Annotated in this window: 22 protein-coding genes; 13 read left to right on the top strand and 9 right to left on the bottom strand. The window is 62.2% G+C overall.

What is annotated here, in order from left to right:
• The first annotated feature begins 113 nt into the window (after positions 1 to 113).
• The 8 genes from NZ453_RS17265 to NZ453_RS17230 are packed head-to-tail and all read left to right on the top strand — an operon-like array spanning position 114 to position 9,181.
• A complete protein-coding gene (locus NZ453_RS17265; protein WP_263772021.1) occupies positions 114 to 3,980 on the top strand; it encodes a proton-conducting transporter transmembrane domain-containing protein in 3,867 nt (1,288 codons plus the stop codon).
• A gap of 12 nt (positions 3,981 to 3,992) precedes the next feature.
• On the top strand, positions 3,993 to 4,949 hold the full coding sequence (locus NZ453_RS17260) for a respiratory chain complex I subunit 1 family protein (RefSeq protein ID WP_263772020.1): 957 nt from the start codon (positions 3,993 to 3,995) through the stop codon (positions 4,947 to 4,949).
• A 13-nt stretch (positions 4,950 to 4,962) separates the two neighbouring features.
• The gene (locus NZ453_RS17255) at positions 4,963 to 5,412 is read left to right on the top strand and encodes an NADH-quinone oxidoreductase subunit B family protein (RefSeq protein ID WP_263772019.1); all 450 of its coding nucleotides are present in this window, start codon (positions 4,963 to 4,965) and stop codon (positions 5,410 to 5,412) included.
• A gap of 17 nt (positions 5,413 to 5,429) precedes the next feature.
• On the top strand, positions 5,430 to 5,933 hold the full coding sequence (locus tag NZ453_RS17250; RefSeq protein ID WP_263772018.1) for a 4Fe-4S dicluster domain-containing protein: 504 nt from the start codon (positions 5,430 to 5,432) through the stop codon (positions 5,931 to 5,933).
• Positions 5,930 to 6,520 (top strand): NADH-quinone oxidoreductase subunit C, encoded by a 591-nt coding sequence (locus NZ453_RS17245; protein ID WP_263772017.1) that lies wholly within the window; start codon positions 5,930 to 5,932, stop codon positions 6,518 to 6,520. The genes NZ453_RS17250 and NZ453_RS17245 overlap by 4 nt, the downstream gene beginning before the upstream one ends.
• A complete protein-coding gene (locus NZ453_RS17240) occupies positions 6,517 to 7,602 on the top strand; it encodes a hydrogenase large subunit (protein ID WP_263772016.1) in 1,086 nt (361 codons plus the stop codon). The genes NZ453_RS17245 and NZ453_RS17240 overlap by 4 nt, the downstream gene beginning before the upstream one ends.
• A complete protein-coding gene (locus NZ453_RS17235) occupies positions 7,578 to 8,387 on the top strand; it encodes an ABC transporter ATP-binding protein (RefSeq protein ID WP_263772015.1) in 810 nt (269 codons plus the stop codon). Before NZ453_RS17240 ends, NZ453_RS17235 begins: the two co-directional genes overlap by 25 nt.
• Positions 8,363 to 9,181 carry an ABC transporter substrate-binding protein gene (locus tag NZ453_RS17230; RefSeq protein ID WP_263772014.1) on the top strand — a complete coding sequence of 273 codons (819 nt, stop codon included), beginning with the start codon at positions 8,363 to 8,365 and terminating at the stop codon, positions 9,179 to 9,181. Before NZ453_RS17235 ends, NZ453_RS17230 begins: the two co-directional genes overlap by 25 nt.
• Before the next feature lie 315 nt (positions 9,182 to 9,496).
• On the opposite strand, the gene NZ453_RS17225 is transcribed toward NZ453_RS17230, so the two are convergent.
• The 9 genes from NZ453_RS17225 to cbiM form a co-directional block, all read right to left on the bottom strand.
• On the bottom strand, positions 9,497 to 10,486 hold the full coding sequence (locus NZ453_RS17225; RefSeq protein WP_263772013.1) for a DUF6976 family protein: 990 nt from the start codon (positions 10,484 to 10,486) through the stop codon (positions 9,497 to 9,499).
• Between the two features lie 33 nt (positions 10,487 to 10,519).
• Positions 10,520 to 11,215: a hypothetical protein gene (locus tag NZ453_RS17220; RefSeq protein WP_263772012.1), complete on the bottom strand. Its 696-nt coding sequence runs from the start codon at positions 11,213 to 11,215 to the stop codon at positions 10,520 to 10,522.
• Between the two features lie 73 nt (positions 11,216 to 11,288).
• Positions 11,289 to 11,540, bottom strand: a complete 252-nt coding sequence (locus NZ453_RS17215; protein ID WP_263772010.1) for a MoaD/ThiS family protein — start codon at positions 11,538 to 11,540, stop codon at positions 11,289 to 11,291.
• 112 nt (positions 11,541 to 11,652) lie between these two features.
• Positions 11,653 to 13,383, bottom strand: coding sequence for an aldehyde ferredoxin oxidoreductase C-terminal domain-containing protein (locus tag NZ453_RS17210; RefSeq protein ID WP_263772008.1), 1,731 nt, complete (start codon positions 13,381 to 13,383; stop codon positions 11,653 to 11,655).
• A 65-nt stretch (positions 13,384 to 13,448) separates the two neighbouring features.
• Positions 13,449 to 13,640 (bottom strand): 4Fe-4S binding protein, encoded by a 192-nt coding sequence (locus tag NZ453_RS17205; RefSeq protein WP_263772006.1) that lies wholly within the window; start codon positions 13,638 to 13,640, stop codon positions 13,449 to 13,451.
• Between the two features lie 381 nt (positions 13,641 to 14,021).
• Complete coding sequence (locus NZ453_RS17200; protein ID WP_263772005.1) at positions 14,022 to 14,717, bottom strand: ABC transporter permease; 696 nt, start codon at positions 14,715 to 14,717, stop codon at positions 14,022 to 14,024.
• A 9-nt stretch (positions 14,718 to 14,726) separates the two neighbouring features.
• Positions 14,727 to 15,599 (bottom strand): energy-coupling factor ABC transporter ATP-binding protein, encoded by an 873-nt coding sequence (locus tag NZ453_RS17195; protein WP_263772004.1) that lies wholly within the window; start codon positions 15,597 to 15,599, stop codon positions 14,727 to 14,729.
• On the bottom strand, positions 15,596 to 16,453 hold the full coding sequence (gene cbiQ, locus NZ453_RS17190; RefSeq protein ID WP_263772002.1) for a cobalt ECF transporter T component CbiQ: 858 nt from the start codon (positions 16,451 to 16,453) through the stop codon (positions 15,596 to 15,598). The genes NZ453_RS17195 and cbiQ overlap by 4 nt, the downstream gene beginning before the upstream one ends.
• An 18-nt stretch (positions 16,454 to 16,471) precedes the next feature.
• The gene (cbiM, locus tag NZ453_RS17185; RefSeq protein ID WP_263772000.1) at positions 16,472 to 17,548 is read right to left on the bottom strand and encodes a cobalt transporter CbiM; all 1,077 of its coding nucleotides are present in this window, start codon (positions 17,546 to 17,548) and stop codon (positions 16,472 to 16,474) included.
• Positions 17,549 to 17,812: 264 nt separating this feature from the next.
• Here cbiM and moeA point away from each other — a divergent pair, with 264 nt between their 5' ends.
• The 5 genes from moeA to NZ453_RS17160 all read left to right on the top strand — a co-directional run bounded on the left by moeA (position 17,813) and on the right by NZ453_RS17160 (position 23,751).
• Positions 17,813 to 19,045 (top strand): molybdopterin molybdotransferase MoeA, encoded by a 1,233-nt coding sequence (gene moeA / locus NZ453_RS17180; RefSeq protein WP_263771999.1) that lies wholly within the window; start codon positions 17,813 to 17,815, stop codon positions 19,043 to 19,045.
• Positions 19,045 to 19,452, top strand: coding sequence for a hypothetical protein (locus tag NZ453_RS17175; protein ID WP_263771998.1), 408 nt, complete (start codon positions 19,045 to 19,047; stop codon positions 19,450 to 19,452). The genes moeA and NZ453_RS17175 overlap by 1 nt, the downstream gene beginning before the upstream one ends.
• A 293-nt stretch (positions 19,453 to 19,745) precedes the next feature.
• A complete protein-coding gene (locus tag NZ453_RS17170) occupies positions 19,746 to 19,937 on the top strand; it encodes a 4Fe-4S binding protein (protein ID WP_263771997.1) in 192 nt (63 codons plus the stop codon).
• Positions 19,938 to 19,967: 30 nt separating this feature from the next.
• The gene (locus NZ453_RS17165) at positions 19,968 to 20,804 is read left to right on the top strand and encodes an XdhC family protein (RefSeq protein WP_263771996.1); all 837 of its coding nucleotides are present in this window, start codon (positions 19,968 to 19,970) and stop codon (positions 20,802 to 20,804) included.
• 190 nt (positions 20,805 to 20,994) lie between these two features.
• A complete protein-coding gene (locus NZ453_RS17160) occupies positions 20,995 to 23,751 on the top strand; it encodes a molybdopterin-dependent aldehyde oxidoreductase (RefSeq protein ID WP_263771995.1) in 2,757 nt (918 codons plus the stop codon).
• Positions 23,752 to 23,893: the final 142 nt, after the last annotated feature.

Raw genomic sequence — 23,893 nt, 5'->3', positions numbered from 1 at the left:
GTTTTCATTGCGACTGAATTTTGCAGCTCCGATACTGCGCACACCGAAAACAAAACGGCGCGGTTATCACTTGTCTGCCGCGCCGGACGAGACCTTAGGAAGGGATTCACTCCATGCTCATCTCGACAAGCGCCGACCCCGCGACCATGGCCTGGCTAGGCGCGATCATTCTCCTGCTTGGAGAAACAGCCGCGCTGTTCTCGCTCCGCAACTTGCCGCGTCTGATCGTGATTTCGACGGTCGCCGAGGCGGGGTACGTGCTCCTCGGTATCGGCCTGGGAGGAGACGCCGGAAGCACCGGTGCGCTGATGCATCTCGGTTATCAGATCGTGATGCGCGGGCTGGTGGTGCTCTCGGCGTGGTGGCTGATCCGCCGGACCGGATCGTCATCTCTCGACGATCTGGAAGGCAGCGGCCACCGTATGCCGGTGGCGGCCACGTTGTTTGGGTTCGGCATGTTCTCCGTGATGGGGCTGTCGCCGTTCAAGGGATCCTTCAGCAAGTTCATCATTCTCTATGCCGCCATCGAGCAAGGACAGTGGCTACTGGCCGCCTGCGGAACGTTGGCGAGCATCATCGCCGCCGTTTACTACATCGCCGTCATCCAGCGCGTGTGCTTGACGCCGCCGGCGACCGAGCGCGTCTTGAAGCCTGCTCCTGGGGTTTTGCCGCTCCCGATCGCACTGCTCACCGCGCTGACGGTGGGCATGAGCGTCTGGCCGGAACCTTTCGTTCACCTCGCGGCCGCGATGGCCGGCATCTCCGATCTGGCAGCAATTCCGCAGTTTGAATCGCCATGGTCTGCGTTGGTCCTTGTGCCTTATATAGGCGCCTTCTGCCTTTACGCGCTCGGACGTTACTCGGTGCGCGCCCGCGACGCAGCGGCGTTGGCTCTTGCCGCCGTGAGCCTCGTGATGACGCTGCAGGAACCGGGGCTCGACGCCGTTTCTCGGTTCTTTGCCGTTATCTTCGTCGGCATCGCCTTCCTCGTCGTTCTGTATTCCCATGGCTACATGCGGCATGCCGAACAGACCAACCGCTACACGTTCTTCGTATTCCTCCTGATCGGTTCGCTGCTCGGGCTCGCTACGGCGCACGAGTTCGGCAACTTCTACGTCTTCTGGGAATTGATGACGTGGAGTTCCTACCTGCTCGTTGTGCATGAGCAGACGCCGAAGGCCCTCAAGGCCGGCATGGTGTACTTCCTCATGTGCGCGGCCGGTGCCTACGTGATGCACTTCGGCATTCTGCTGGTCCACGCGCAGGTCGGTACATTCGAGTTCGCCGCCGTGGCCGAGCGCATCGGCCAAGTGACCCCGGCGGTCGGATTCCTTGCGGCGCTTTGTTTCTTCGTCGGGTTCGCCGTCAAGGCCGGCCTCTTCCCGATGCACTCCTGGCTGCCACTCGCACACCCGGAAGCGCCGTCTTCGATTTCGGCGCCGCTGTCGGGCATCCTCACCAAAGCCGGTGTCTTCGGCGTGGTGAAAGTCCTCTACGTGGTATTCGGTGGCGCGGCCTTGGCGAAGTTCTCCGCGGGGTCGGTGGACCTCGGCACGGTATTGCTGATCCTCGGCGGTGCTACCTTCGTTCTTGGCGAAGTCATGGCGCTGTTGCAGACCGAGATCAAGCGCATGCTCGCGTATTCGACCCTGGCGCAGATCGGCGAGATCGTCGCCATCCTCGGTCTTGGCACGTCGCTGGCGACTTCGGCAGCGCTGCTGCATGCGAGCAACCACGCGATCATGAAGACGCTGTTGTTCTTCGCGGCCGGCGCCTTCATCCTGCAAAGCGGAAAGCGCCAGATCGCGGATCTCGCGGGGTTGGGCAAGGTGATGCCGTTCAGCGCCGGTTGCTATGCGCTGGCGACGGTTTCGATCATGGGCCTGCCGCCCTTTGCAGGTTTCACGAGCAAGTTCCTGATGATCACGGCAGCAGCCGCGGCGGGACGGATCGACGTTGCCGCCCTGCTCCTGATCGGCAGTATCGTGGCCGCGTTCTACTACCTGCGCGTGGTCCGCGTACTCTTCTTCCAGCCTTATCGTGGGCCGGCGGTCAGCGAAGCGCCGGCATCCATGCTCCTGGCGTTGGCCATCCTCAGCGCGGCCATCATTCTTGGCGGTATCGACCCGCGCCTCCAACTCGACGCCGTGCGCGCTGTCAGCGATCTGGTGGCCGGACGGTCCGGCTCGATGCCGGTGATGCTCCCGCCGCTGATGTTCGACTGGCCGGTAGCCACCGCGGTGGCGACGGTAGGTGCGGTGGCCGTTTGGCTGCTCGGCAAGGTAGCGCCGAAAGCCGCGGCACGGCTGGCGATCTTCGTTCCCCTGGCAGCATTTCTCACCGTGTTGGGACAACCCGAGCGTTACGACGCGCTGTCGTTTGCCTTCGCCCTGCTCGTAGCCGGCGTCGGTACGCTGAACCTCGCGTATGCCACCGGCTACATGGCCCACGGCCATGCGCAGGCACGGTTCTACGCCGCCTTCTCGCTGCTCATCGCGGGCCTGGTCGGCATGGCGGGCAGCCACGATCTCTTCAATTTCTTCGCGTTCTGGGAATTGATGAGCAGCTGGGCGCTTTACGTGGCGCTGGTTCATGAAGAGACCGGCGATGCGCGGCGCGAGGCAATGAAGTATTTCATGTTCAATACTGCCGGAGCATCGTTCATGTTCCTCGGTATCGCCATGCTCGGTACCGCGAGCGGCAGTTTCGAGTTCGCCGTCGTCGCGCAGGCGGCTCGCGGCATGAGCACGAGCTGGCTGGGATTGGCGCTGACGCTAGTGTTCATCGGCATGCTGATGAAAGCGGCCATGCTGCCCGCCCGCATCGACTATCAGATGCACCCGGCCACCGCACCGACGCCGGTTTCGGGCTACATCTCGTCGGTGCTGCTCAAGAGCGGTCCGTATGGCGTCATCAAGCTGTTCGCCCTGTTTGGCGGGGCGACGGCATTGAACCGCCTGGGCATGGTGGGCGATATGCCGACGCTGGTGTACGCCGTCGCACTCATCGGAGGCATTACCGTGCTTTACGCCGGGGCGATGGCGGTGTTGCAGACCGGGATCAAGCGCCTGCTGATCTACAGCACCGTGTGCCAGCTCGGTTACATCACCATGGCGCTCGGGCTCGGAACGACGCTCGGGGTTGCGGGCGGCCTGATGCATTTCGCCAACCACATGATGCTCAAAGACCTCCTCTTCCTCTGCGCGGGCTGCATCATGGTCGCCAGCCATGCGCGCACACTGGATGAACTGGGCGGCCTCGGCCGCAAGATGCCGATCACCTTCGGGATTTTTCTGTTTGCCGGGCTTTCGCTGGCCGGCATACCGCCGCTCAACGGATTTTCGTCGAAGTGGCTCATCTACCAAGCAGCGTTCGGTTCCGGGCACTACGTTCTCGGCATCTTTGCGCTGATCGCCAGTTTGTTCACGCTGGCCGCGATCCTCAAGTTCGCACACGCGGCTTTCATGGGGTCGCCTGGGGCTGCCGCCGAGCACGCGCAGGAAGCGCCGCTGGTGATGCTGGTACCGATGATCGTGTTGACGGCCGGATGCGTTGCGGTGGGGTTCATGCCCGGGCTCTTGCTCGTGCCGATCGCCATGATCCAGCAACACCTCGGCTTGCCAGTGATCGCCGCCACGTGGGGCGGAGCGCTGCCCGGCACCGGCGGCTGGCATCCCGGATTCCTGTCGGGGATTCTGCTCGTTCTCGGCGTGGCCGCGTCGTATTACCTGCGCCTCGGTCGCGGCAACGCGGCGGTGATCCGTTCGCCGATCCACCTGTGCGGCGTCGCCGACATCCCGAGCGGCGCGGCACACGTTGGCGCCTCGAACCTGTTCGAATCGCCCGAGGCAACCATGCGCGGTCTCCTGCACGCCGCGCACGACACCGGGTACGACGACGATGTCGATCAGATCGACAACACGGAAACCCACGCCGCCCTACCGGCGCACGCCCTCCCACCGCAAACCAAGGCCGCCTGACGGAGAAAAATCATGACCGAATCGTTCTACGCCATCTTCGCCATGTTGGTGTTTCCGGGCGGCCTGTTCGCACTGGCTCTCGGTTTGGCGCTCAAGGGGCTCGACCGCCGTCTGGCCGCGCGCCTGCAGCGACGCGTCGGCCCGCCGCTGGCACAACCGTTATACGACCTCGTCAAGCTCGCGAAAAAACGCACGATGGTCCCGAACATCGCCAGCGAGCCGGTGTTCCTCGGCGCACCGTTGATCGGCGCCGTCTCCATGGCGCTGGCCGCCGCGCTGGTGCCGATCCCCGGGTTCTACACACCCAACCCGGCGTTCGGCGATCTGCTGGTCGTGCTCTATCTGCTGACCGTTCCGGCCGTCGCCTTGATGGTCGCCGGCTCGGCGTCGGGCTCTCCTTTCGGTGCCATCGGTTTCTCGCGCGAGATGGCGATGATGCTGGCTTACGAAGGGCCGCTGGTACTTGTGGTCGCCGCGGTCGCGCTGCGCACGGGGCTCGGTCAGGGCGGATGGGTAAGCTTTTCGCTCACCGAGATCGTTGCCTATCAGCGCACACACGGCGCCTTCCTGCTCGACCCGGTGATGTGGCCAGCCCTGCTCGCCTTCCTGGCTTTCTATCCGGCCAACCTGGGCATTATCCCGTTCGATATTCCGGAAGCCGAAACCGAAGTGCTCGAAGGCCCGCTGCTCGAATACTCGGGGCCGGCGCTTGGTTTGTTCAAGGTCATGTCGGCCCTCAAGGCGGTCGTCGTGCTCGGGCTTGGCATCGCTCTCTTTTTCCCCTATGCGCCGGACGGCGCCGCGGGGCTGCTCGTTCACCTTGCCAAGCTCGTTCTGCTCATGCTGATCGGCGTCTCGGTTGTGCGCGTCTCGTGCGGCCGGATGCGCATCGACCAGGCCTTCCGCTTCTTCCTCAAGTGGCCACTGGCCTTCTCGGTGCTGTCGCTCGCGGTCGTCGCTCTTGCCTAACCGGAAACATGCCATGTCCCTCAAACAGTTCATTTCCGATCAGAGCCGCCGCATGGCGGCCCGCTCGCCCTGGATTTACCGCATCAACGCCGGCTCGTGCAACGGTTGCGACGTCGAATGCGCGACCACGGCGCTCATTCCTCGCTACGACGTCGAACGGCTCGGCTGCCAGTACTGCGGCAGCCCGCGCCACGCCGACATCGTGCTGGTTACCGGGCCGCTTACGGCACGCGTCAAGGACAGCGTGCTGCGCGTCTTTGACGAAGTCCCCGATCCCAAAGTAACGGTCGCGGTGGGCGTCTGCCCGATATCAGGCGGCATCTTCAGGGACGGTTATGCGGTCCTCGCTCCGCTCTCCAAGTACATCCCGGTCGACGTCAACGTCCCCGGCTGCGCCCCCAGGCCGCAAGCGATCATCGAGGGCATCGCGCAGGCCATCGAGATCTGGCGCCAGCGCCTTTGATCCCTTCAGGAACCGCCATGAACTTCATAAAAACGCTGATTCAGAATCTGGTGAGCGGGCCATCGACGGTGAGCTATCCGTTCGGTCCGGCGTGGACGCCGGACAATTTTCGCGGCCGCATTGATTTCAAGCTCGCTTCATGCACGGCGTGCCGCGCCTGCGAGCAGGTATGTGCACCTGGCGCGATACGCTTCGACAAGACGCCGGAAGGCCTGCGCTTCATGATGTGGCACAACACCTGCGTTTTCTGCGGACTGTGCGAACACTATTGCCCGACCGATGCCATCCGTCAGACGACCGACTGGCATATGGCGCATCCGGTGAAAGACGAGTTCGGGATGGCAATCCGCGAAACGATCGTCTATGTGAACTGTACGGGATGCAACGCCAAGACACTCTCGAGCGCACCCAACCCCGTGGGCGTGGAACCGCCGTTCACCCCCGAGGAAATCGAACAGCAACGCAATCTGTGTCCGGCCTGCCGCAAGAAGGCGTTGGCTGAACGAGGAGCCGTGTCATGAGCAAACTATTCGAAGGTCTCGAAGCGCCCCTGAACGAAGCCGCGCCGGCGGGCATTCAATACACACGGCGGACCGATGCCAAGGGCGTGGGCAGCGCGTGGGCCCGGCTTGCCAGCAAGGACGATCTGCTGCGGGCCGCGACGCTTCTGAAGCAAAGGGGTGCGCGCGTGTCGACGATCACCATCCTGCAGCCGAAAGCGCCGCCCGCTCCGCCCCCCAAGGAAGGCGAGACACCCGTGGTGCCCACGTTCTTCGGCGGCGTGCCGAACGACGGCAAGAGTTTCGAAATCAACTATCACTTCGACGTCGATGGCGACACGCTCACGGTCGTCGTCTATGTGCCATTCGGCGGTGAAGTCGCCTCGTTGACGCCGCTGTACAGGGCGGCCGACTGGCCCGAACGCGAGATGATGGAGCTGTACTCGATCGTCGTTTCCAACCACCCGGACCCTCGCCGCCTGTTCATCGACCCGGCGATCGACGGCGCCGTCCTCGAACGCCTGATCCCCTTCTCGGCATTGGTCAACAGCGCCACCACCAAAGGGCTTTGGGAAAAGATCCTGGCCCAGACAGGGAGCAACGCATGAGCACCTTCACCATCCCGGTCGGACCGCTGCACGTCGCACTCGAGGAGCCGATGTATTTCCGCTTCGACGTGCAGGGCGAAACGGTAGCCAACGTCGACATCCACGCCGGCCACGTACATCGCGGCATCGAATATCTGGTGACCAAGCGCAACATCTTCCAGAACATCGTGCTGACGGAGCGCATCTGCTCGCTGTGCTCGAACAGCCACCCGCAAGCGTATGCGATGGCGGTCGAGCAGATCGCCGGACTCACGGTGCCGCCACGTGCCGAGTACCTGCGCGTCATTGCTGACGAGATCAAGCGCGTTGCCTCCAACCTCTTCAACGTCAGCGTCCTCGCCCATCTGGTCGGCTTCGAGTCGCTCTTCATGCACGTCATGGAAATCCGCGAGATGATGCAGGACGTCAAGGAATCGGTGTTCGGCAACCGCATGGACATCGGCGCGAACATCATCGGGGGCGTCCGCTACGACATCACGCCGGAAAACGCCGAGTACCTCAAAGCGCAACTCGACAAGGTCGAGCCCGCGATCGCGGAGGTCACCAAGATCTACCGCACGAACGGTTCGATTCTAGGGCGCACGCGGGGGATCGGCGTTCTCTCGCGCGAAGACGCGATCAACTGCTCGGTGGTCGGCCCCGTGGCGCGTGCCTCGGGAATCGAATACGACGTCCGCCTCAAGGCGCCCTACTCGGCCTACCCCAACCTGCAGGTCCCTGTGCATACCTTGAAAGACGGCGATGTCTGGTCGCGAGCCATGATCCGCCTGGCGGAAGCCGCGACGGCGATCGGCATCATCCGCCAATGCCTCGTCCAATTGCCCGACGGGCCGACGGCCTGTACGAGCGAACGTCCGGCGATTCCACCGGGCGAAGCCATCGCGAAATGCGAAGCGCCACGTGGCGAACTGATCTACTACGTGCGCATCACCGATTCGCCGCGTCCGGAACGCGTCAAGTGGCGGGTGCCGAGCTTCATGAACTGGGACGCGCTGCGCTTCATGCTCAAGGACGCGAAGATCGCGGATATCGCGATCATCGTGAACAGCATCGACCCATGCATTTCGTGCACCGAGCGCTAGCGTTCAGGGACGGCTCTCCAAGCGGACCGCTCAGGCGGCCGGAGACTTGGCTCGGCGAGTCATCCCTGTTTCCGATCAGACTCTCCGAAATCGGATTTTCACCCGGGGGCCGAAGCATTCTCTCGGGTATCGATCTCGATATCGGCAGCGAAGGCATCACCAGCATCATCGGCCCGAACGGCGCCGGCAAGACGGTACTGCTGCGTGTTCTCGCCGGGCTGCAAGCGACCGACAACGGATCGATCGACTGGAACGGCCGAGAATCTCCGGCCACCGGCATCGCGATGGTCTTCCAGTGCCCGATCATGCTGCGCAGTTCCGTCTTCCATAATGCGTCGTTGGGGCTCATGCCGCTTGGCCTGCCCCGTGTCGAGTTTCGCCGGCGCACGACGCACGTACTCGAACGCGTGGGCCTCGCGCATCGCAGCGAAGACAGCGCCCGCCTGCTCTCCGGCGGCGAGCGGCAACGGCTCGCGCTAGCCCGCGCGTGGGCGACGCGCCCGCGCCTCTTGCTGCTCGACGAACCGACCGCGGCGCTCGACCCCTCGGCCACCGAAGCCGTCGAATCGATCGTCCGCGAGATACGCACCGATGGGACCCGCATCCTGATGACGACCCACAATCTCGGTCAGGCCATGCGCATTTCGGACGATGTGGTCTTTCTAGCCGGCGGACGCGTCGTTGAACGCGCGCCGGCCGCCCGGTTCTTTTCGCACCCGCAATCCAACGAAGCCCGGTTATTCATTCAGGGAGAACTGCCATGGCGTATCGCTTTCGACAACTGATCGTATTTCTTTGCCTGACGCTGACGGCTGGCCTCGCTGCCGCCGAGGAATTCATCGTCCTCGCGTCTACGACGTCCACCGAGCAATCAGGCTTGTTCGGCTTCATCCTGCCGCGCTTCGAAGCGCAGACGGGCATCAAAGTGAAAGTCGTCGCGTTGGGTACCGGGCAAGCGCTGGATACAGGCCGGCGGGGCGATGCCGACGTGGTGCTGGTCCATGATCGACCGGCGGAAGACAAGTTCATGGCGGAAGGCTGGGGCGTTGACCGTCGGGACGTGATGTACAACGACTTCATCATCGTCGGACCGAAGGCGGACCCGTCCAAAGTGAAGCAGACTCAGGACGTCGTCGAAGCATTCCGGCGCTTGGCGGCCGCCACGGCGCCGTTCATCTCGCGCGGTGACAAGAGCGGAACCCACTCCGCGGAACTCCGCTTCTGGAAAGACGCCGGGGTCGATCCCAAGGCCTGGTCGGGCTACAAGGAAGCGGGCGCCGGCATGGGCCCGACCTTGAACATGAGCGCGGCCGTCGGCGGCTATACGCTGGCTGACCGCGGCACCTGGCTGTCGTTCAAGAACCGCCAGGACCTCGAAATCGTTCTCGCCGGCGACAAGCGCCTGTTCAATCCTTACGGCGTCATGCTCGTGAATCCGGCGAAACATCCGCACGTCAAGCAGCAAGCAGGAATGAAGTTCATCGAGTGGATCACGTCGCGCGAAGGCCAGGACGTGATTGCCGCCTACAAGATCAACGGCGAACAGCTCTTCTTCCCGGATGCGCAGAAAGGCGGCTGAGGACGCGGTAGCCTTCTACATCTGGCAAGGGATATACAGGGCCTCCGTACGGTTGCCCCCTTCCCATCCTCCCCTTGTCATAGGAGAAGAGTCTTCCCTCGACGTAGAAGGCACAAAGCGCGAGAGAACACCATCGACTGCAGAGACTCCGTTTCCCCCTGACAAGGGGAACAAGGGGGTTAAGAGCAGCCGCGCTGATTCTTCGCGCGCCGCTCGGCGCTTCTTGAAATCGTGCTCCTAGCCCTCGTCCTGAGGAGTGGCCCTATTTCACGCGATGTCCAGGCTCGTATCCGTCCCCACGCCACCCGTCTCGTTCTACTCGGTGATCGTCAGATAAACCAGCGTCTGGTTAAGCAGTTGGTAGGCGATTTCTCCGAAGGTCACGGGTCCGACGATATGGCCCGTGCGCTTGCCTTCCAGGTTCGAGTAAAGGAAATTGAGGATGCAGTTGCACGAGAAAACCACGCCGTCTTCGATTGACGGTAGCGCCCGCTCGAACCCGCGAACGTAATCGGCCACCGGCGCCGCAAATCGGTAGGTCACGCCGGCAAACACCGGGGCGTAGAAGTCGACTCGCCCGGCCGCCGCGTCGACCTGCTTGATGCTGACGTTGATCATTGCGCCGCAATAGTCAGCGACCAACGGGAGGCGGGTATCGATTCCCGAGGCCGTCATGTATTGCGCCAGATTGGCGCTCTTCCCGCCAATTTTGCATTGCTGCGCCGAAAATCCTGTTCCTTCGAACGTGATCGATTCTCCGTCCCCAGGCTGGAACAAGTTCACGATATCGATGTTGGCAATTTTCTCGGGCGGTAATGGAACATGCACGACGACCGCCTGCTCCGTCGAGAACTCGCCCGTCGGTCCCAGCACCGTCTTTGGCGCGGCTTGCGGTAGGTCGTCCAGATGCACGCCGGCGATCCAGCCGATCAACGGCTTGATGTACATGTCCTCGTAGTTCGGGGCATTCTCGGCAAAGGTGCTATGGCATGCGCTGAACGCCGGCACGATCATCAAGGTGTAGCCGTATTCAGGGGCGTTGCGGCATAGGTGGGGAAGCGCGTCTACGTCGTAGAAACGCAGCGTCGGCGCTTCATCGAACACAGGCATTTCATCGATGAAGACCTCCGTACGCGACACGGCACCGCCCGCCTCCGTCATGAAATAGGGAATGGTGCCGCCGATCCAGTTGCCTTTGGGCAGTTCCTTCAGCGCGGCTTCGTCGCCGGCGATGCTCAGGTACCTGCCGTCGTTGATCAGTTCGGCGGCTCTGGCGATAGAAACAAGTCCGGAAATCGTTTTCATGGCCGTTCTTCCTGTTTTAGTGTGCGTTGGCCATCAGGCGAGCTTTTCCAGTTGGGCGAGTTCGTGGCCGAGGGTTTTCTCGTATCGGACGAAGAAGCGCTGCAATTCGTAGCATTTCAAGGTACGAACTTCATTATCCGCGATGACGCGCATCTGCTCGCGCATCTTCGTGAGCAAAAGTTTCAGGCTGAGCAGCCGGATGTCGATATTCACCCTGCCCTCAAGCAAGGCCATCCATACGCGCGAGTCCGGTTCCGGGACGCCCGAATCGGCGTCGGCAGAGTGTTTCGCCTCGGGTGGCAACGAAGAAATTCCGGTTTTTCCGCTGTCGAGCGCATGCTTGAATTTCCACAAATCACCCACCGGAATATCGAGGATGGAGCAAATGCTCTGCAGTTTGATGCCGTCCCGGATCATGCTCACGATGGACCGTGACAGGAGATGGGTAAAGGGCTGCCCCGCCTCGCCTCGCCACGGTTGCGTGGCCGACTCGGGCGTTGCCTCGGCGTGCACCAGGCACCGCGAACCGCAGAGATTGAGATGGCGCCACACATGCGTCTGGTCTTCGCGCACGGTGGCGGTCTTTGCGCCAAACAACCAGCTGCTCTTTCCGGACTGCAGTCCCACCCAAACGTCGATCTGCTTTCGCCCCAGGTCGCGCCTGACGTCCACGACCTGCCACGGGGCCTCGATCTCCAGTGACTGCTGGAGCAGTTCTTCAACTTTCATGATGACGCGAGCCTCCTTGTGTAATGGTTATCAACGCGTCGGCGCGGGCTATCTGACTGTGGATGAGAGCCCCCTAGCCTCCTCCGATCGCGGGGAAAGCGGATAGCGTGTCGCCGTCCTTGAGACGAAAAGTCTCCCGCTCGGGCCGCAGAACATGGCGTCCGTTGACGAAAAGGATATGAGTGAGGTTCATCGGCACCCCGAGCGCGCCAAGCGCATCCGGAACCGTCGCGGTATCGGGCAATTCGAGCATGACCTGCCCCCCGGCGCTGTCGGCTGGAAGGTATTCCTGCAATGTAGCGAAGAGCTTGAGTTTGACCTTCATGCGCATCGTCCGCGGGGATGACGAAGGGATCGCGGAATGCCCACGAAGCCCGGTATGGCAATCTCACCAAGCCGGGATTCGTGGGCGGTGTTCCGTATCACGTTAGCGCCGATCAGAAGTTCCAGAATGTATCCAGTTCCTCGGGTGTGAAGTCCCAGATGGCGTTGTGCGGCGCGATCGTCTCTTTGCTGAAGAACTCCGGCAGACGGTCGTGCTCTTTCGACAATCCGGCCTCGAGATTGAACTTGTGTTCAAGCTTAAGCACGGCCTTGCCAAGTGCGGTCACGTCGTCGCCCGTGAGGTTGATGCCGAACCGGGCGTTGATCATGTCGATCAACGACGTCAGGCATTCCGGGATATCCAGCGCCGGGAACGCGATAAACAGGCACATGCCGGTCGAATCGATGGCCGCCGTGGCGATCTGCAGGTTGCGCGCGAGTTCGATCTGACCCGTCTTCGACAACGGATCAACGTGACCGCCGACGTTCAGGATGTTTGTCGCAATTGCATAGCCCGAGGTGTGATCAGCGCCCATCGTCGCCATCGCATAGGTGACGCCGATGCCCTTGACGGCGCGCGGGTCATAGGCCGGGATGCCCTGATTCTTGACAACCGGAACGCGCGTGACGCCGTAGATGCGCCCGACCTGGCCAGCGCCACCGCCGAGAACACGGCCGAGCGGCGTTCCCTTGCCGATCTCTTCACGCAGCAGGCGAACCATTTCCTTACCGTCGCCGAACTTCAGCACGCCGGCTTCCATGGCGACGCCGAACATGACGGCTGTTTCGATACTGTCGCAGCCGATGTCGTCCATGATGTGATCGGCTTCAGCGATATCGTCGAGATCTTCGATGCAGCAGTTGGCGCCCAACCCCCAGATCGTCTCGTACTCAAACCCGGAGGTGACGTACTTGCCGTTCTTGTCGTTGTAGACCTGCGAGCACTGGATCTGGCAGCCAGCGTGGCAACCGTGCGTCGGCGTGCCGCCGCGAGCGACGATCGTCTCGTACATCGTCTCGCCCGAGATTTTGTCGTGCGCCGCAAACTGGCCGCTGGTGAAGTTTCGCGTCGGCAGGCCACCGGCTTCGTTGAGGATGTTGACCAGAACATTGGTGCCGTACTTCGGCAGGCCCTGCCCGCTGACCGGATGATCGAGCAGCGTCTTGGCGAATACCCGCGCGGCTTCCTTGAACTTGACGGCCTCCTTGGGCATCACCGGTGGTGTTCCCGTATCGTCGATCGAAATGAATTTGAGTTTCTTCGACCCCATGACCGCACCGAGGCCGCCACGGCCCAGGCTGCGAATGCGCGACTCCGGATCGGCCACAGAGATGTTGGCCGAAAGCATCTTCATTTCGCCGACCGGGCCGATGGTGATCACGCCGACCGGGAGACCGAAGCGCGCCTGCACCGTATTCACCAGGCAGTAATTGCCTTTACCGACCGTTTCGGTCTCCTCCTGGATGGTGAGGGCGTTCTTCGTCACGTGCACGCTGTACCACTTGTCTTCCTTTGGCACGCCTTCCACGATCAATGCCTTGATGCCTAGTTTGGCCAGCATCTTCGCCGCGGTGCCGCCGGCGTTCGATTCCTTGATACCGCCGGTCAAAGGACTCTTCGCTCCGGCCGACAACCGGCCCGAATTCGCCGCTGCCGTGCCTGAAAGCAAGCCTGGGGCGAACACCAGCTTGTTGCTCGGCCCCAGCGCATGACACGTGGGCGGCACTTCGGTGGCGACGATGGTCGAGGTCAAGGCTCGCCCTCCCAGCCCGACCCATTCCTCGGGAACCGGCTCGATGCGGCTGCTCAGATCCGCCATGTTGATGCGTACGATCTTGTCCATAACGTTCTCCGAATTGGTAGCGGCGGCTCGTCATAAACCGCTGCGGGGATTCGATTTCGCTTGAATCAGGCCGGGACGCAGGCGTCGGTGTTGCACAGCTGAGCGCACATCGGGCTGTCGTACGTGCCTTGGCATTCCTGACATTTGTTCGGGTCGATGGTGAACAGCTTCTCGACGTGGCTGATCGCCCGGTTGGGGCATTCGGATTCGCAAGCACCGCAGGCGTTGCAGAGTTCAGGAACAATCTTGTAAGCCATTGACATTCTCCTTGCTGGTTATCGCATCGTCGCGCTAGGCGCTCCGCTGTGTTTTTGAGATGGAAAAACTGCTCACTCAGGACGCTGGAGAGCGGTTTGAATTGCTCCCTTGTGTCTTGCACGCAGTATTCGATTCGGTCAGTCGCGGTTCAAGCGAACCCGCCGATTTGTCCATGCGCTGTCACCTTTCGTGACAGTTTTTTTGGTGACTTCCGGAGCCCGAAAGGCAGGGTGTGTCAGGGTGCGCGGGCTCCCGGACAGGGTTGCGGACGGCAGGATTCTCGGCTTGCGGGAGACGAGGAAAGCGTCTGACGGCGGCAAAGCGCGCAGATGCCGCCGTTCGCTCGGTCGGAGCGACAGTCTGGGCAACGGCCGTGGTACTCAGCCGTACTTGCGCATCGCCCAGCGGCGCAGGCCATACGCGCCGGCATTGAGCAGCAATACGACGGACAGCAGGACGATGCCCAGCGCCAGCGACAAGGGCAGATCGCCTTTGGCCGTTTCGAGTGCGATCGCCGTCGTCATTACGCGCGTGTAACCCTCGATATTGCCGCCGACGATCATCACGGCGCCGACTTCGGATAACGACCTGCCCATGCCGGCAAGCACCGCAACCGACAGGGAAAACCGGCAGTCGTAAAGAAGCGCGACCACGGTGTGTCGCAACCGGAAGCGCATCGAGCGGAATTCGTGCGTGTACTCGCGCCACGCGTCTTCAATGATCTGCCGGGTCAGGGCTGCCATGAGTGGCACCACCAGGATGGTCTGGGCAATGATCATCGCGGCCGGAGAGTAAAGCAGCCCCAGACTTCCGAAGGGACCTGAGCGCGACAGGAAAAGATAGGCGATGACGCCGACCACCACCGACGGGAGCGCCATCATCCCGTTGAGGAAAACCGTCACGAAGCCGCGGCCCGGAAACTGGGCGACGGCCACCAGAGCCCCGAGCGGCAGGCCAATCAAGGTCGAAAGAAGTGTGGTCGCCACCGTCACGCGGAACGAGAGCCAGACGACAGCGACCACCTGCCGGTCGAAGGTGGCGAGCAACGATAGGGCGTCGGTCAATGTGTCGAGCATAGCTAGATGCTAACCCACCCCGTTCGTCATCGGCGGCGATGAGACGGAGGAGCCCGGGTCTCCATGCGAGCCTTCATGTCGATGCACATGCCCGTGTCCGTGCGCGTGGATGTGCGCCGTCCCGTCGGCATGGGAATGCCAATGCGCGTGAATGAGGCGCGTGCGGCGCAGCAATGCTTCGTTGGCGAGAATTTCCGCCGGCGTACCGGCACCAGCCACGCGCCCCCGGTCGAGAACGTACGCGTAATCCGCAATATCGGGAAGCACATCGAGGTCGTGCGTTGCGATGATGAGAGTACGTCCAGTATTCCTGCTCGCCGCCAGGAAACGGATCATTTCGCTTTGGCTTTCCGGGTCCAGTGCAGCAGTGGGCTCGTCAAGAAGCAGGACTTCAGGATCGACGATCATCACCGACGCGAGCGCCACGCGTTTTTTCTCGCCTCCGGAGAGGCGGTGCGGCGAGCGATTCTTCAGGTGGCCGAGCGAAAAGCGCTCAGCGATTTCCTCGATCCGTTGCAGGATCTCAGCCCGTGACCAACCCAGTTGCAACGGGCCGAAAGCCAGTTCATCAAAAACCGTCGGGTTGAAAAGCTGTACCTCGGGATTCTGGAAAACGAACCCCACGCGCCGCCGAAACGAATAGTGCGTTCTCTCGTCGGACAGAGACGCTTCGTCGAGCGCCTCGCCAAACGCCCGTAGGCTTCCTCCGTTGGCGAAACTCAAGCCATCGAGCAGACGCAGCAGCGTGGATTTTCCCGAGCCGTTGGCTCCGAGCAGAGCAATGCGTTCGCCGCGCCGAATGCTGAGGTTGACGCCATCGAGTGCCGGGACGCTTTGGTAGGCATAGGAAACGTCGGTGAGTTCGAAAACCGGCTCGTTCATCGCCCAACCCCGATACTGGCAATGAGCGCGACGACGACCACGAAGCAGGCCGCGAGCCAGTCGCGCCGCCGCATATGGAAATCGTCAAGCAGGCGCACGTCGCCCCGGTAGCCGCGGGACACCATCGCGAGATGGACTTCGCACGCCAGAAAGAACGACCGCTCGAACAATGCACCTGCCGCCGAGGTTGCCATATGCCGTCGGCCAGGGGCACCCAGAGGTCCCAGAATGCGACTGCGGCGGGCTTCGACGAGCTCCATGGCCGTCTGCAAAAGCAGGAAGATATAGCGCTGCGCCATACCGAGCACGGCGACGAGAACGGCGGGAACGCCGAGGCAGCGCATGGCCTTCAGCACATGGGGCCACGGTGTGGTGGCGAGCAGCGACATGGAGAAGGTACTCGACGCTGCCGCTCGCCCGAACAGAAAAGCTGCACTGCGCAGCCCCGGCTCGGTAATCGACCAACCGATCATCGGGAGCCGGCCGGCGATGCCTCCAGGCACGAGGAAAAGCGCTGGAAGCGCCATCACCGCGGCAACGAGCAGAATGCCGACCCATAGGCGCCGGAGAACCGGCATCGTGTATAGGCGCGAAACCAGCGCGAGAACGAACGCCATGACGAGAAGCGAGGCGAGCGCGCTCGAAGAGTGTGTCTGCACGCCAGCAACGATCAGCACCAGCATGCTGACGAGCTTTACGCGCGCATCGAGCCCTTGCAACAGCCCCTGCCGCGCGTTCAGCGCCTCGGCCTCCTCTGCCAATTGAGCCGCTGTGGCCAATCCCTGCAGTAGTCGCCCCACAAACACGGCGCCGCGATCGCCGCGGTAACTATTCGACTGTTGTATAGGTCTCACACCACACCGGCTTGTCGGTTACAGACGCTCGATCGGGCGCGCTGCCGTAACGGCCCGCAGCAAGCGAGCGATCAAATACCACGCCGTGAGGGTCAACCCGACACCGACGATCGCCGAAAGTACGTAACCAAGCGAGAGGTTGTGCAAAAAGGACGGTGCATAATCCGCCCACGGAGCCGTCCAGGCTTCGGACAAACGCCGCAGACCCGCGGGGACGGCATCCGGGAGCGCCGTACCGTCCGACACACGCAGTATCTCCAGGCGCGAAGCGTCATCGATGAAATCCTGCACACTCCATTCTCCCCAAGCGGTTCCCTCGGCGAGCAGGCCGAGCGGCGTTGCCGCAACCACCGCGCCCAACCCGTACCAAAGCCTGGCGATCGGCTTCGTGCCGCAAGCCGGGGCTGATACCTCAACCATGGCTGCACATGTCAGTGCGTCCGATTGCGTTCGCAGAAGATAAGCAAACAGGCCGGCTGTCAGCACCAATTCGGCGAGGCCGGCGACCGCCAAATGCCCGATCATCATGGCCGGCACCGCGACCGAGAGCCCATACGGTGCGTACAGCGGAGTCCCGGCCGCGTCATGGAAGAAGATTGGCTGGATGCCGAACTCGACGGCCGTAAGCAATGCCGACACGTTGAGCGCCAGGTAACCTGCAAGACCGGCCGCGAAGAGGCGCCTCGCCTCTCCAGCTCTCGTTTTGCCGGCAATCGACGCGAACGTCCACGAGGCGACGAACGAACCGGCAACCGCCATGTTCAGACAATTGGCGGCAAAGGTCGTGATTCCGCCATCGCCAAAGAACAGCGCTTGTATCAAGAGGGCAATCGAGATGGCAACCATCGCCGCCCATTTGCCGAGGACGATCGATGCGATCGCCACTCCGACGGCGTGCCCGCTCGTTCCACCGGGCAATGGCAGGTTGAACATCATGACGACGAAGCTGAACGCCGAAAAAACGGCCAGCAGGGGCACCATGCGCGTATGCAAGACGCGCTTCAGACGCCGGAGCGCGACAACCCAGAATGGCATGACTGCCGCATAGGTTGCGACACAGGTGATCGGGCTCAGGTAACCGTCAGGAATATGCATGAAAAGGCTCTCCGCAGCACTTCGCTCATGGTCGTTGCTCTTGTTTTGCGTTCCCTGACGGAAGGTATCCGACGGATGACGGTGCATTCAAGTCGCCAGCCACGTCTGTCCATCAAAGTGTCACGTTTTGCGACACTTGCGGTAAACGCGGTCTCCGGATCTATCCGTAGGCGGTTCCGCCTGCAATAATCGTTTTACTGACAAAGCGCCCTGCCCCGCGCTGCAGCGCTGTTGAGTCTTCAACTCATTGACGGCGAAATCGATATGACCAATCCAAACTCGCTCACCGTGGCGGAAGCTCGCCGCCTGCTCTGCGAACACCTCGCCCCCGTTTCCGGCTGGGAGGTGATGCCGATCAGGCGCGCCCTCGACCGGGTTCTCTATCGCGACATCATCGCCCCGTTTGACGTGCCGGCGCATACCAACTCGGCAATGGACGGCTACGCCGTTCGCGCCGCCGATCTGTCGGCAGATCAGGAGGTGCGGTTGACCGTGGTGGGCCGGGCATTAGCTGGCAACCCCTTCTCCGGCACGGTCGGTGCAACGCAGGCGGTTCGCATCATGACCGGTGCGGTTCTCCCGCATGGAGCGGACACCGTGGTCGTTCAGGAACGCGTACGCCTAGCGGACGACGGCGGTTCGGTCCTTGTGCCACCCGGACAGCAGGCGGGCCAGAACGTCCGGCGAGCCGGCGAGGACCTGGCTTGCGGAAAGCCCGCATTGAAGGCTGGCCAGCGGCTCGGCCCGAGCCAGCTCGGTTTGATTGCCTCGCTCGGCATCGGAGAGGTGGCCGTGCGCCGACGCTTGCGAGTAGCTTTCTTTTCGACCGGCGACGAGATCGCCTCGCTCAATCGCCCACTCGGCCCCGGCGAGGTCTATGACAGCAACCGCTACACGATCTTCGGCATGCTGACGCGCCTGGGTGTTGAGTTGATCGACATGGGCGTCGTGCGCGACGACCCGCAGGCCCTCGAATCGGCGCTGAGGGACGCCTCCCTGCAGGCCGACGTGATCCTCACCAGCGGCGGCGTCTCCGTCGGGGAAGCCGACTACGTGCGAGAACTCATGGCGCGTCTGGGCGATGTGCGTTTCTGGAAACTCGACATCAAGCCGGGTCGGCCGATGGCTTCCGGACGCATTGGCAACGCCTGGCTATTCGGCTTGCCCGGGAACCCGGTCGCGGTCATGGTCACGTTCTACCAGATCGTCGTCGACGCGCTTCTGCGCTTGATGGGATGCGATCCGTTGCCGGAGCAGCCGCTGTTCAGGGTGGCGTGCGTCTCGGATATCGACAAATCGCCGCGGCGGCGGGAGTTTCCTCGCGGCATACTCTTTACGGAAAACGGCGAGTGGAAAGTCCGGCTCGCCGGTAATCAGGGTTCGGGCATCCTCAGTTCGATGTCGAACGCCAACTGCTTCATCGTGCTTCCGGAAAGCGGGAAGGACGTAAAGTCCGGCGACTTCGTCGAGGTACAACCCTTCGAAGGCATCATGTGATGGCGTCAGCGGCCGGCAACCCGTTCCAGAGCGCGGGCGGAGTGTCCAACGGCTGGCGCTGGTCGTCCGTTCTCGCGCGTAGTCTCCACCTGCTCGCGGTCGTGGCGTTCGGCGCCCTGCTGCTCGGTGCAACCAACGTCCCCTTGCAAGAATATGTCGGCCTTCTTGTGCTGGCTTCGGGCGTGCTTCTCTGGGCCATCGACCTCCGGCTCCACCCGGCTCACCTCGTCGAGGGCGTCGGGGTAAGCATGTTGTTCAAGCTGGCGCTGCTCGTCGGAATGCTCGTCGTGCCGTCACTGCGTGAGCCGCTGTTCTGGATTGTCGTCGCCTGGTCGGCGGTCTTCTCGCATGCCCCGGGGAGCTTCCGCAACGCGCGTTTGATCAGAACATCGCCATCGAAGGGCTAACTGTCCCAAAACGGGACACCTCGCGCGTACTCCTTTCCGCCCTTAAAAAGGGGCGGTGTCACGAAACGTGACAGCATAAAAACGCTGTTTCGCCACTTTCTCTTGTTCCTCGTCTATCCCGCGCGAATACTCCGTCGTCACACGAGCAGCAGAAATCGGTAATCAAGATTTTCAGGCCTCGTCGAGTGAGTACGCGTCTCCAAGCCGTGTGTCTGCCCTCGGCCCGCCTCGCCTGATTAGTGATTTCAGGAGCGCGGCCCGTGGGGAACTCAACCGGAAAACAGGAGAACACCATGGCTTACAAAATCATCCCAGAACTCTGCAACGCCTGCGGCGCATGTGAATCCGAGTGCCCAAACCGGGCGATCAGCCACGTCGAGAAACTGTTCACCATCGACCCGAATAAATGCCAGGAGTGCCAGGGCAGTTACGACAGCCCGATGTGCGCGCAGCTCTGCAATACCGACGCCTGCGTTCCCGCCTGAAAAGCCCATTCATTCACGGGAGGAAATGCCGTGGACGTGTATGAAGAAATCATCTTGATGCGGCAACAGGGACGAAGTTGCGCCCTGGCGTCTATCATCAATACGGTCGGCTCGATCCCGGCGTCGTCCTCGGCGAAGATGCTGGTGCGCGACGATGGCAGCATCGTGGGTACGATCGGCGGTGGTGCCGGGGAGCTGGAAGTCATCCAGATCGCCCGCGAGGTGATCGAGCGGGAAAAACCGCAGACGGTCAGTTTCAACCTCACGCAGCGCCCGGGCGTGGACGCCGGTATGGTGTGCGGCGGAAGTCTCGATGTCTTCGTGGAACCCATCGTGCCGGCGCCGACCCTCTACATGTTCGGTGCCGGCCATTGCGGGCTCGCCACCTATCGTGTGGCCCTGGCCGCCGGGTTCGACGTCGTGGTCATCGACGAGCGCGAGGCGTTTGCCAACCGGGAACGCTTCCCTGAAGCGAAGTGGATCATCGTCGCCGATTTCGACGTGGCCGTGATGCAGTTGGCGCCGACATCGACGTCGTACATCGTCTCGCTGACCCCTGGCCACCTGAGCGACATGCGGGTACTGCGCTGGGCGCTTGGAACGTCCGCACGCTACATCGGCATGATGGGATCGCGCCGCAAGGTGACGGGAATCTTCAAGGAGCTGCAAAAGGAAGGCGTTCCGCCCGACGCGTTCACTCGTGTGCACGCGCCGATCGGATTGGATATCGGCGCCGACAATCCCGAGGAAATAGCGGTGTCGATCGTCGCCGAGTTGATCGCCAGCCGCCGCCGTTGCGATGCCGCCCTGACGCATCGCGGCTTGCGCCCCGAGAAAGAAGAAGTGTTGGAGCAGAAGAGCGCTTAGGTCGGTAGCGAAATGCGCCCAGCCTTGTTCCTTGTTGCCATAGCTTCACGCGGAGTCATTGCCGTGTCCTGCGCGGCGCTGAAAAAGCTGGCTGCACTTTGTTGCCACATTTGAGTAAAGCGGGCGAAGGAACTCGGTCGCCGGATTTTTCACGCGTTTTCAATCGAACAGAACAACCAAGGAGGAAGTCGTGAAAAGAATCATCATCAATGTAAACGGCGTGGATCGCCCGCTGATCGTCGATCCAGCCAAGAAGCTCGCCGACGTGTTGCGCGACCAGTTGCTCATGACCGGATGCAAGGTCTGCTGCGACAACGGCCAGTGCGGCACCTGTACGGTGTTGATCGACGACAAGCCGATCAAGGCGTGCATGGTTCCCGTGTCCAAATATGGCAATGGCGAGAAAATCGTCACCATCGAAGGCATCGGGACTCCCGAAAAATTGCATCCGCTGCAAGTGACCTGGATGCATCACGGCGGCGCTCAGTGCGGCGTATGCACGCCCGGTTTCATCATGTCGGCCAAATCGCTGCTCGACAAGAACACGAGTCCGACGCGCGAAGAAGTGCGCACCTGGTTCAACCGCAACCGCAATGCCTGCAGGTGCACAGGCTACAAGCCCCTCACCGATGCGGTGATGGATGCGGCGGCGATCATGCGCGGCGAGAAGACCCCCGAGGAATTCGCGCAGAAGATTCCCGACAACGGTTCGATCCTGGGTTCCAAGTATCACCGTCCATCGGCGCTCGCCAAAGTCACCGGCACCTGGGATTTCGGCGCCGACGTCGTCCAACACATGCCGCCCGACACGCTGCACCTGGCGCTCGTACAGGCCAAGGTGTCGCACGCCAACATCAAAGGGATCGATTCCTCTGAAGCCGAAAAGATGCCCGGCGTGATCAAAGTCATCACCTGGAAGGACATCAAGGGCAAGAACGCGATCACCGGGCTGATCACCTTCCCGACCAACAAGGGCGACGGCTGGGATCGCCCGATCCTGTGCAAGGACAAGATCTTCCAGTTCGGCGACGCAATCGCCGTCGTGGCCGCCGAAACCGTCGAGCAGGCCCGCGCGGCCGCCGAAAAGGTGAAGGTCGACGTGGAAATCCTGCCGGCGTACATGGACGGCTGGGCCGCCCAGGAACCGGACGCTATCGAGATTCACCCGGGCGTGCCGAACGTTTACTACGAACAGGGCGTGATCAAGGGCGAGGACACCGCACCGATCATGGCCAAAGCCGCTGCCGTCGTCGAAGCCGAAACGCTGTGCAGCCGCCAGCCGCACCTGCATTTGGAACCGGACTGCGGTTGTGCCTACATCGACGATGACGGCGTACTGACGATCCAGTCGAAGTCGATCGGTCTGCACCTGCACCACGCGATGATCTGCCCCGGCCTCGGCGTACCGCCCGAGAAGCTGCGCCTGGTACAGAACGCCACCGGCGGCACTTTCGGCTACAAGTTCAGCCCGACGATCGAGGCTATCCTCGGCGCGGCTTGCCTCGCCGTGCAACGCCCAGTCTCGCTGGTCTATACGCAGTACCAGAACATCACCTACACCGGCAAACGTTCCCCCGGCAACGTCAAGACACGTCTCGCCGCCGACGCCGAGGGCCGCCTGCTGGCGATGGAAACCGACTGGTGGATCGACCACGGCCCGTATTCCGAATTCGGCGACCTGCTGACGACGCGTCAGGCGCAATTCACTGGTGCCGGGTACGACATCCGCAACATCCGCGGCAAGGGCAAGACCGTGTGCACCAATCACGCCTGGGGCTCAGCCTTCCGCGCCTACGGTTCGCCGCAAGCCTTCCTGTCCTCGGAAATCGCAATGGACATGCTGGCCGAGAAGCTGGGCATGGACCCGCTGGAACTGCGCTACAAGAACGCCTACCGGCCCGGCGCAACGACACCGACCGGCCAAGTACCCGAGGTTTTCGTGGTCGATAAGCTGCTCAACCTGATCCGGCCGAAATGGGAAGAAGCCAAGGCGCGTTGCAAGGCGTTCAACGTCCCCGGAAAGAAACGCGGCGTCGGCATTTCGATCGGCATCTATGGTTGCGGGCTGGATGGCCCGGATAGTGCCGGCGCGGCGGCAGAACTCACGGCGACCGGCGTCACGATCTACGATGCCTGGCAGGATCACGGACAAGGCTCCGATCTCGGCACGCTCACGTTTGCGCATGAAACCTTGAAGCCGCTCGACCTCAAGCCGGAGCAGATCAAGCTGGTGATGAATACCACCGACTGCCCGAACAGCGGTCCAGCCGGCGGCAGCCGCTCAAACGTCTTCGTCGGCAACGCCATCAAGCTGAGCTGCGAGATGCTGCTCAACGCCATGAAGAAACCGGACGGCACCTACCGCACCTACAAGGATATGGTCGCCGAGAACATTCCGCTGCGCTACGACGGCAAATGGGTGGTTCAGGGATGCAATGAAATCGATCCGGTCACGGGCCAGGGCAATCCGTTCCCGATCTACATGTACGAGGTGTTCGTACCGGAAGTCGAGGTCGATCTGGAAACCGGCAAGGTGACGGTCGTGAAGTTCACCACGGCGGCCGACGTCGGCACAATCATCAACCGCGCGACGGTCGACGGCCAGATCTACGGTGGCCTCGCCCAAGGTATCGGCCTCGCGCTGACCGAGGACTTCGACGACCTCAAGAAGCACACCAACCTGCTCGACTGCGGCCTGCCCTACCCGCGCGACATTCCCGATGACATGGAAATTATGTATCTGGAAACGCCGCGTCCGCAGGGCCCGTACGGTGCCGCTGGCGTCGGTGAGGCACCGCTGACCGCTCCGCACCCAGCCATTCTCAACGCCATCTACAACGCCTGCGGCGTGCGCATCCTCAAGGTGCCGGCGCTGCCGGAGTTGGTCAAGAAAGGGCTGGATCTCAAGGCGGCCGGCAAGCCGGCGATCATTCCGGCACGGAGTTGAGGCCGGGCTGCGGACGCCGCTTCACCGGCGTCCGCGGTCGTCGAATATCGAAAGAGCAGCCGGCGATGGCGGGTACCGCGAAGACGATCAAAAAAGCCGACGGACCTTCTTTTAGGACGGAGAAGGTTCGGAGGCGATCTTT

It is taken from the genome of Propionivibrio soli (assembly GCF_025770765.1).
Lineage (GTDB): Bacteria > Pseudomonadota > Gammaproteobacteria > Burkholderiales > Rhodocyclaceae > Propionivibrio > Propionivibrio soli.
The sequence above is the reverse complement of the archived record's forward strand: the minus strand, read 5'-3'. Positions and strand labels throughout refer to the sequence as shown.

Bases quoted from the DNA above. Each gene is read 5' to 3' on its own strand.
- NZ453_RS17250 (WP_263772018.1), top strand. From the start codon at position 5,430: ATGAACTTCATAAAAACGCTGATTCAGAATCTGGTGAGCGGGCCATCG.
- NZ453_RS17240 (WP_263772016.1), top strand. From the start codon at position 6,517: ATGAGCACCTTCACCATCCCGGTCGGACCGCTGCACGTCGCACTCGAG.
- NZ453_RS17255 (WP_263772019.1), top strand. From the start codon at position 4,963: ATGTCCCTCAAACAGTTCATTTCCGATCAGAGCCGCCGCATGGCGGCC.
- NZ453_RS17195 (WP_263772004.1), bottom strand. From the start codon at position 15,599: ATGAACGAGCCGGTTTTCGAACTCACCGACGTTTCCTATGCCTACCAA.
- NZ453_RS17235 (WP_263772015.1), top strand. From the start codon at position 7,578: ATGCATTTCGTGCACCGAGCGCTAGCGTTCAGGGACGGCTCTCCAAGC.
- NZ453_RS17260 (WP_263772020.1), top strand. From the start codon at position 3,993: ATGACCGAATCGTTCTACGCCATCTTCGCCATGTTGGTGTTTCCGGGC.
- NZ453_RS17225 (WP_263772013.1), bottom strand. From the start codon at position 10,486: ATGAAAACGATTTCCGGACTTGTTTCTATCGCCAGAGCCGCCGAACTG.
- NZ453_RS17230 (WP_263772014.1), top strand. From the start codon at position 8,363: ATGGCGTATCGCTTTCGACAACTGATCGTATTTCTTTGCCTGACGCTG.
- NZ453_RS17175 (WP_263771998.1), top strand. From the start codon at position 19,045: ATGGCGTCAGCGGCCGGCAACCCGTTCCAGAGCGCGGGCGGAGTGTCC.
- NZ453_RS17220 (WP_263772012.1), bottom strand. From the start codon at position 11,215: ATGAAAGTTGAAGAACTGCTCCAGCAGTCACTGGAGATCGAGGCCCCG.
- moeA (WP_263771999.1), top strand. From the start codon at position 17,813: ATGACCAATCCAAACTCGCTCACCGTGGCGGAAGCTCGCCGCCTGCTC.
- NZ453_RS17245 (WP_263772017.1), top strand. From the start codon at position 5,930: ATGAGCAAACTATTCGAAGGTCTCGAAGCGCCCCTGAACGAAGCCGCG.
- NZ453_RS17200 (WP_263772005.1), bottom strand. From the start codon at position 14,717: ATGCTCGACACATTGACCGACGCCCTATCGTTGCTCGCCACCTTCGAC.
- NZ453_RS17265 (WP_263772021.1), top strand. From the start codon at position 114: ATGCTCATCTCGACAAGCGCCGACCCCGCGACCATGGCCTGGCTAGGC.
- NZ453_RS17205 (WP_263772006.1), bottom strand. From the start codon at position 13,640: ATGGCTTACAAGATTGTTCCTGAACTCTGCAACGCCTGCGGTGCTTGC.
- NZ453_RS17170 (WP_263771997.1), top strand. From the start codon at position 19,746: ATGGCTTACAAAATCATCCCAGAACTCTGCAACGCCTGCGGCGCATGT.
- NZ453_RS17215 (WP_263772010.1), bottom strand. From the start codon at position 11,540: ATGAAGGTCAAACTCAAGCTCTTCGCTACATTGCAGGAATACCTTCCA.
- NZ453_RS17210 (WP_263772008.1), bottom strand. From the start codon at position 13,383: ATGGACAAGATCGTACGCATCAACATGGCGGATCTGAGCAGCCGCATC.
- cbiM (WP_263772000.1), bottom strand. From the start codon at position 17,548: ATGCATATTCCTGACGGTTACCTGAGCCCGATCACCTGTGTCGCAACC.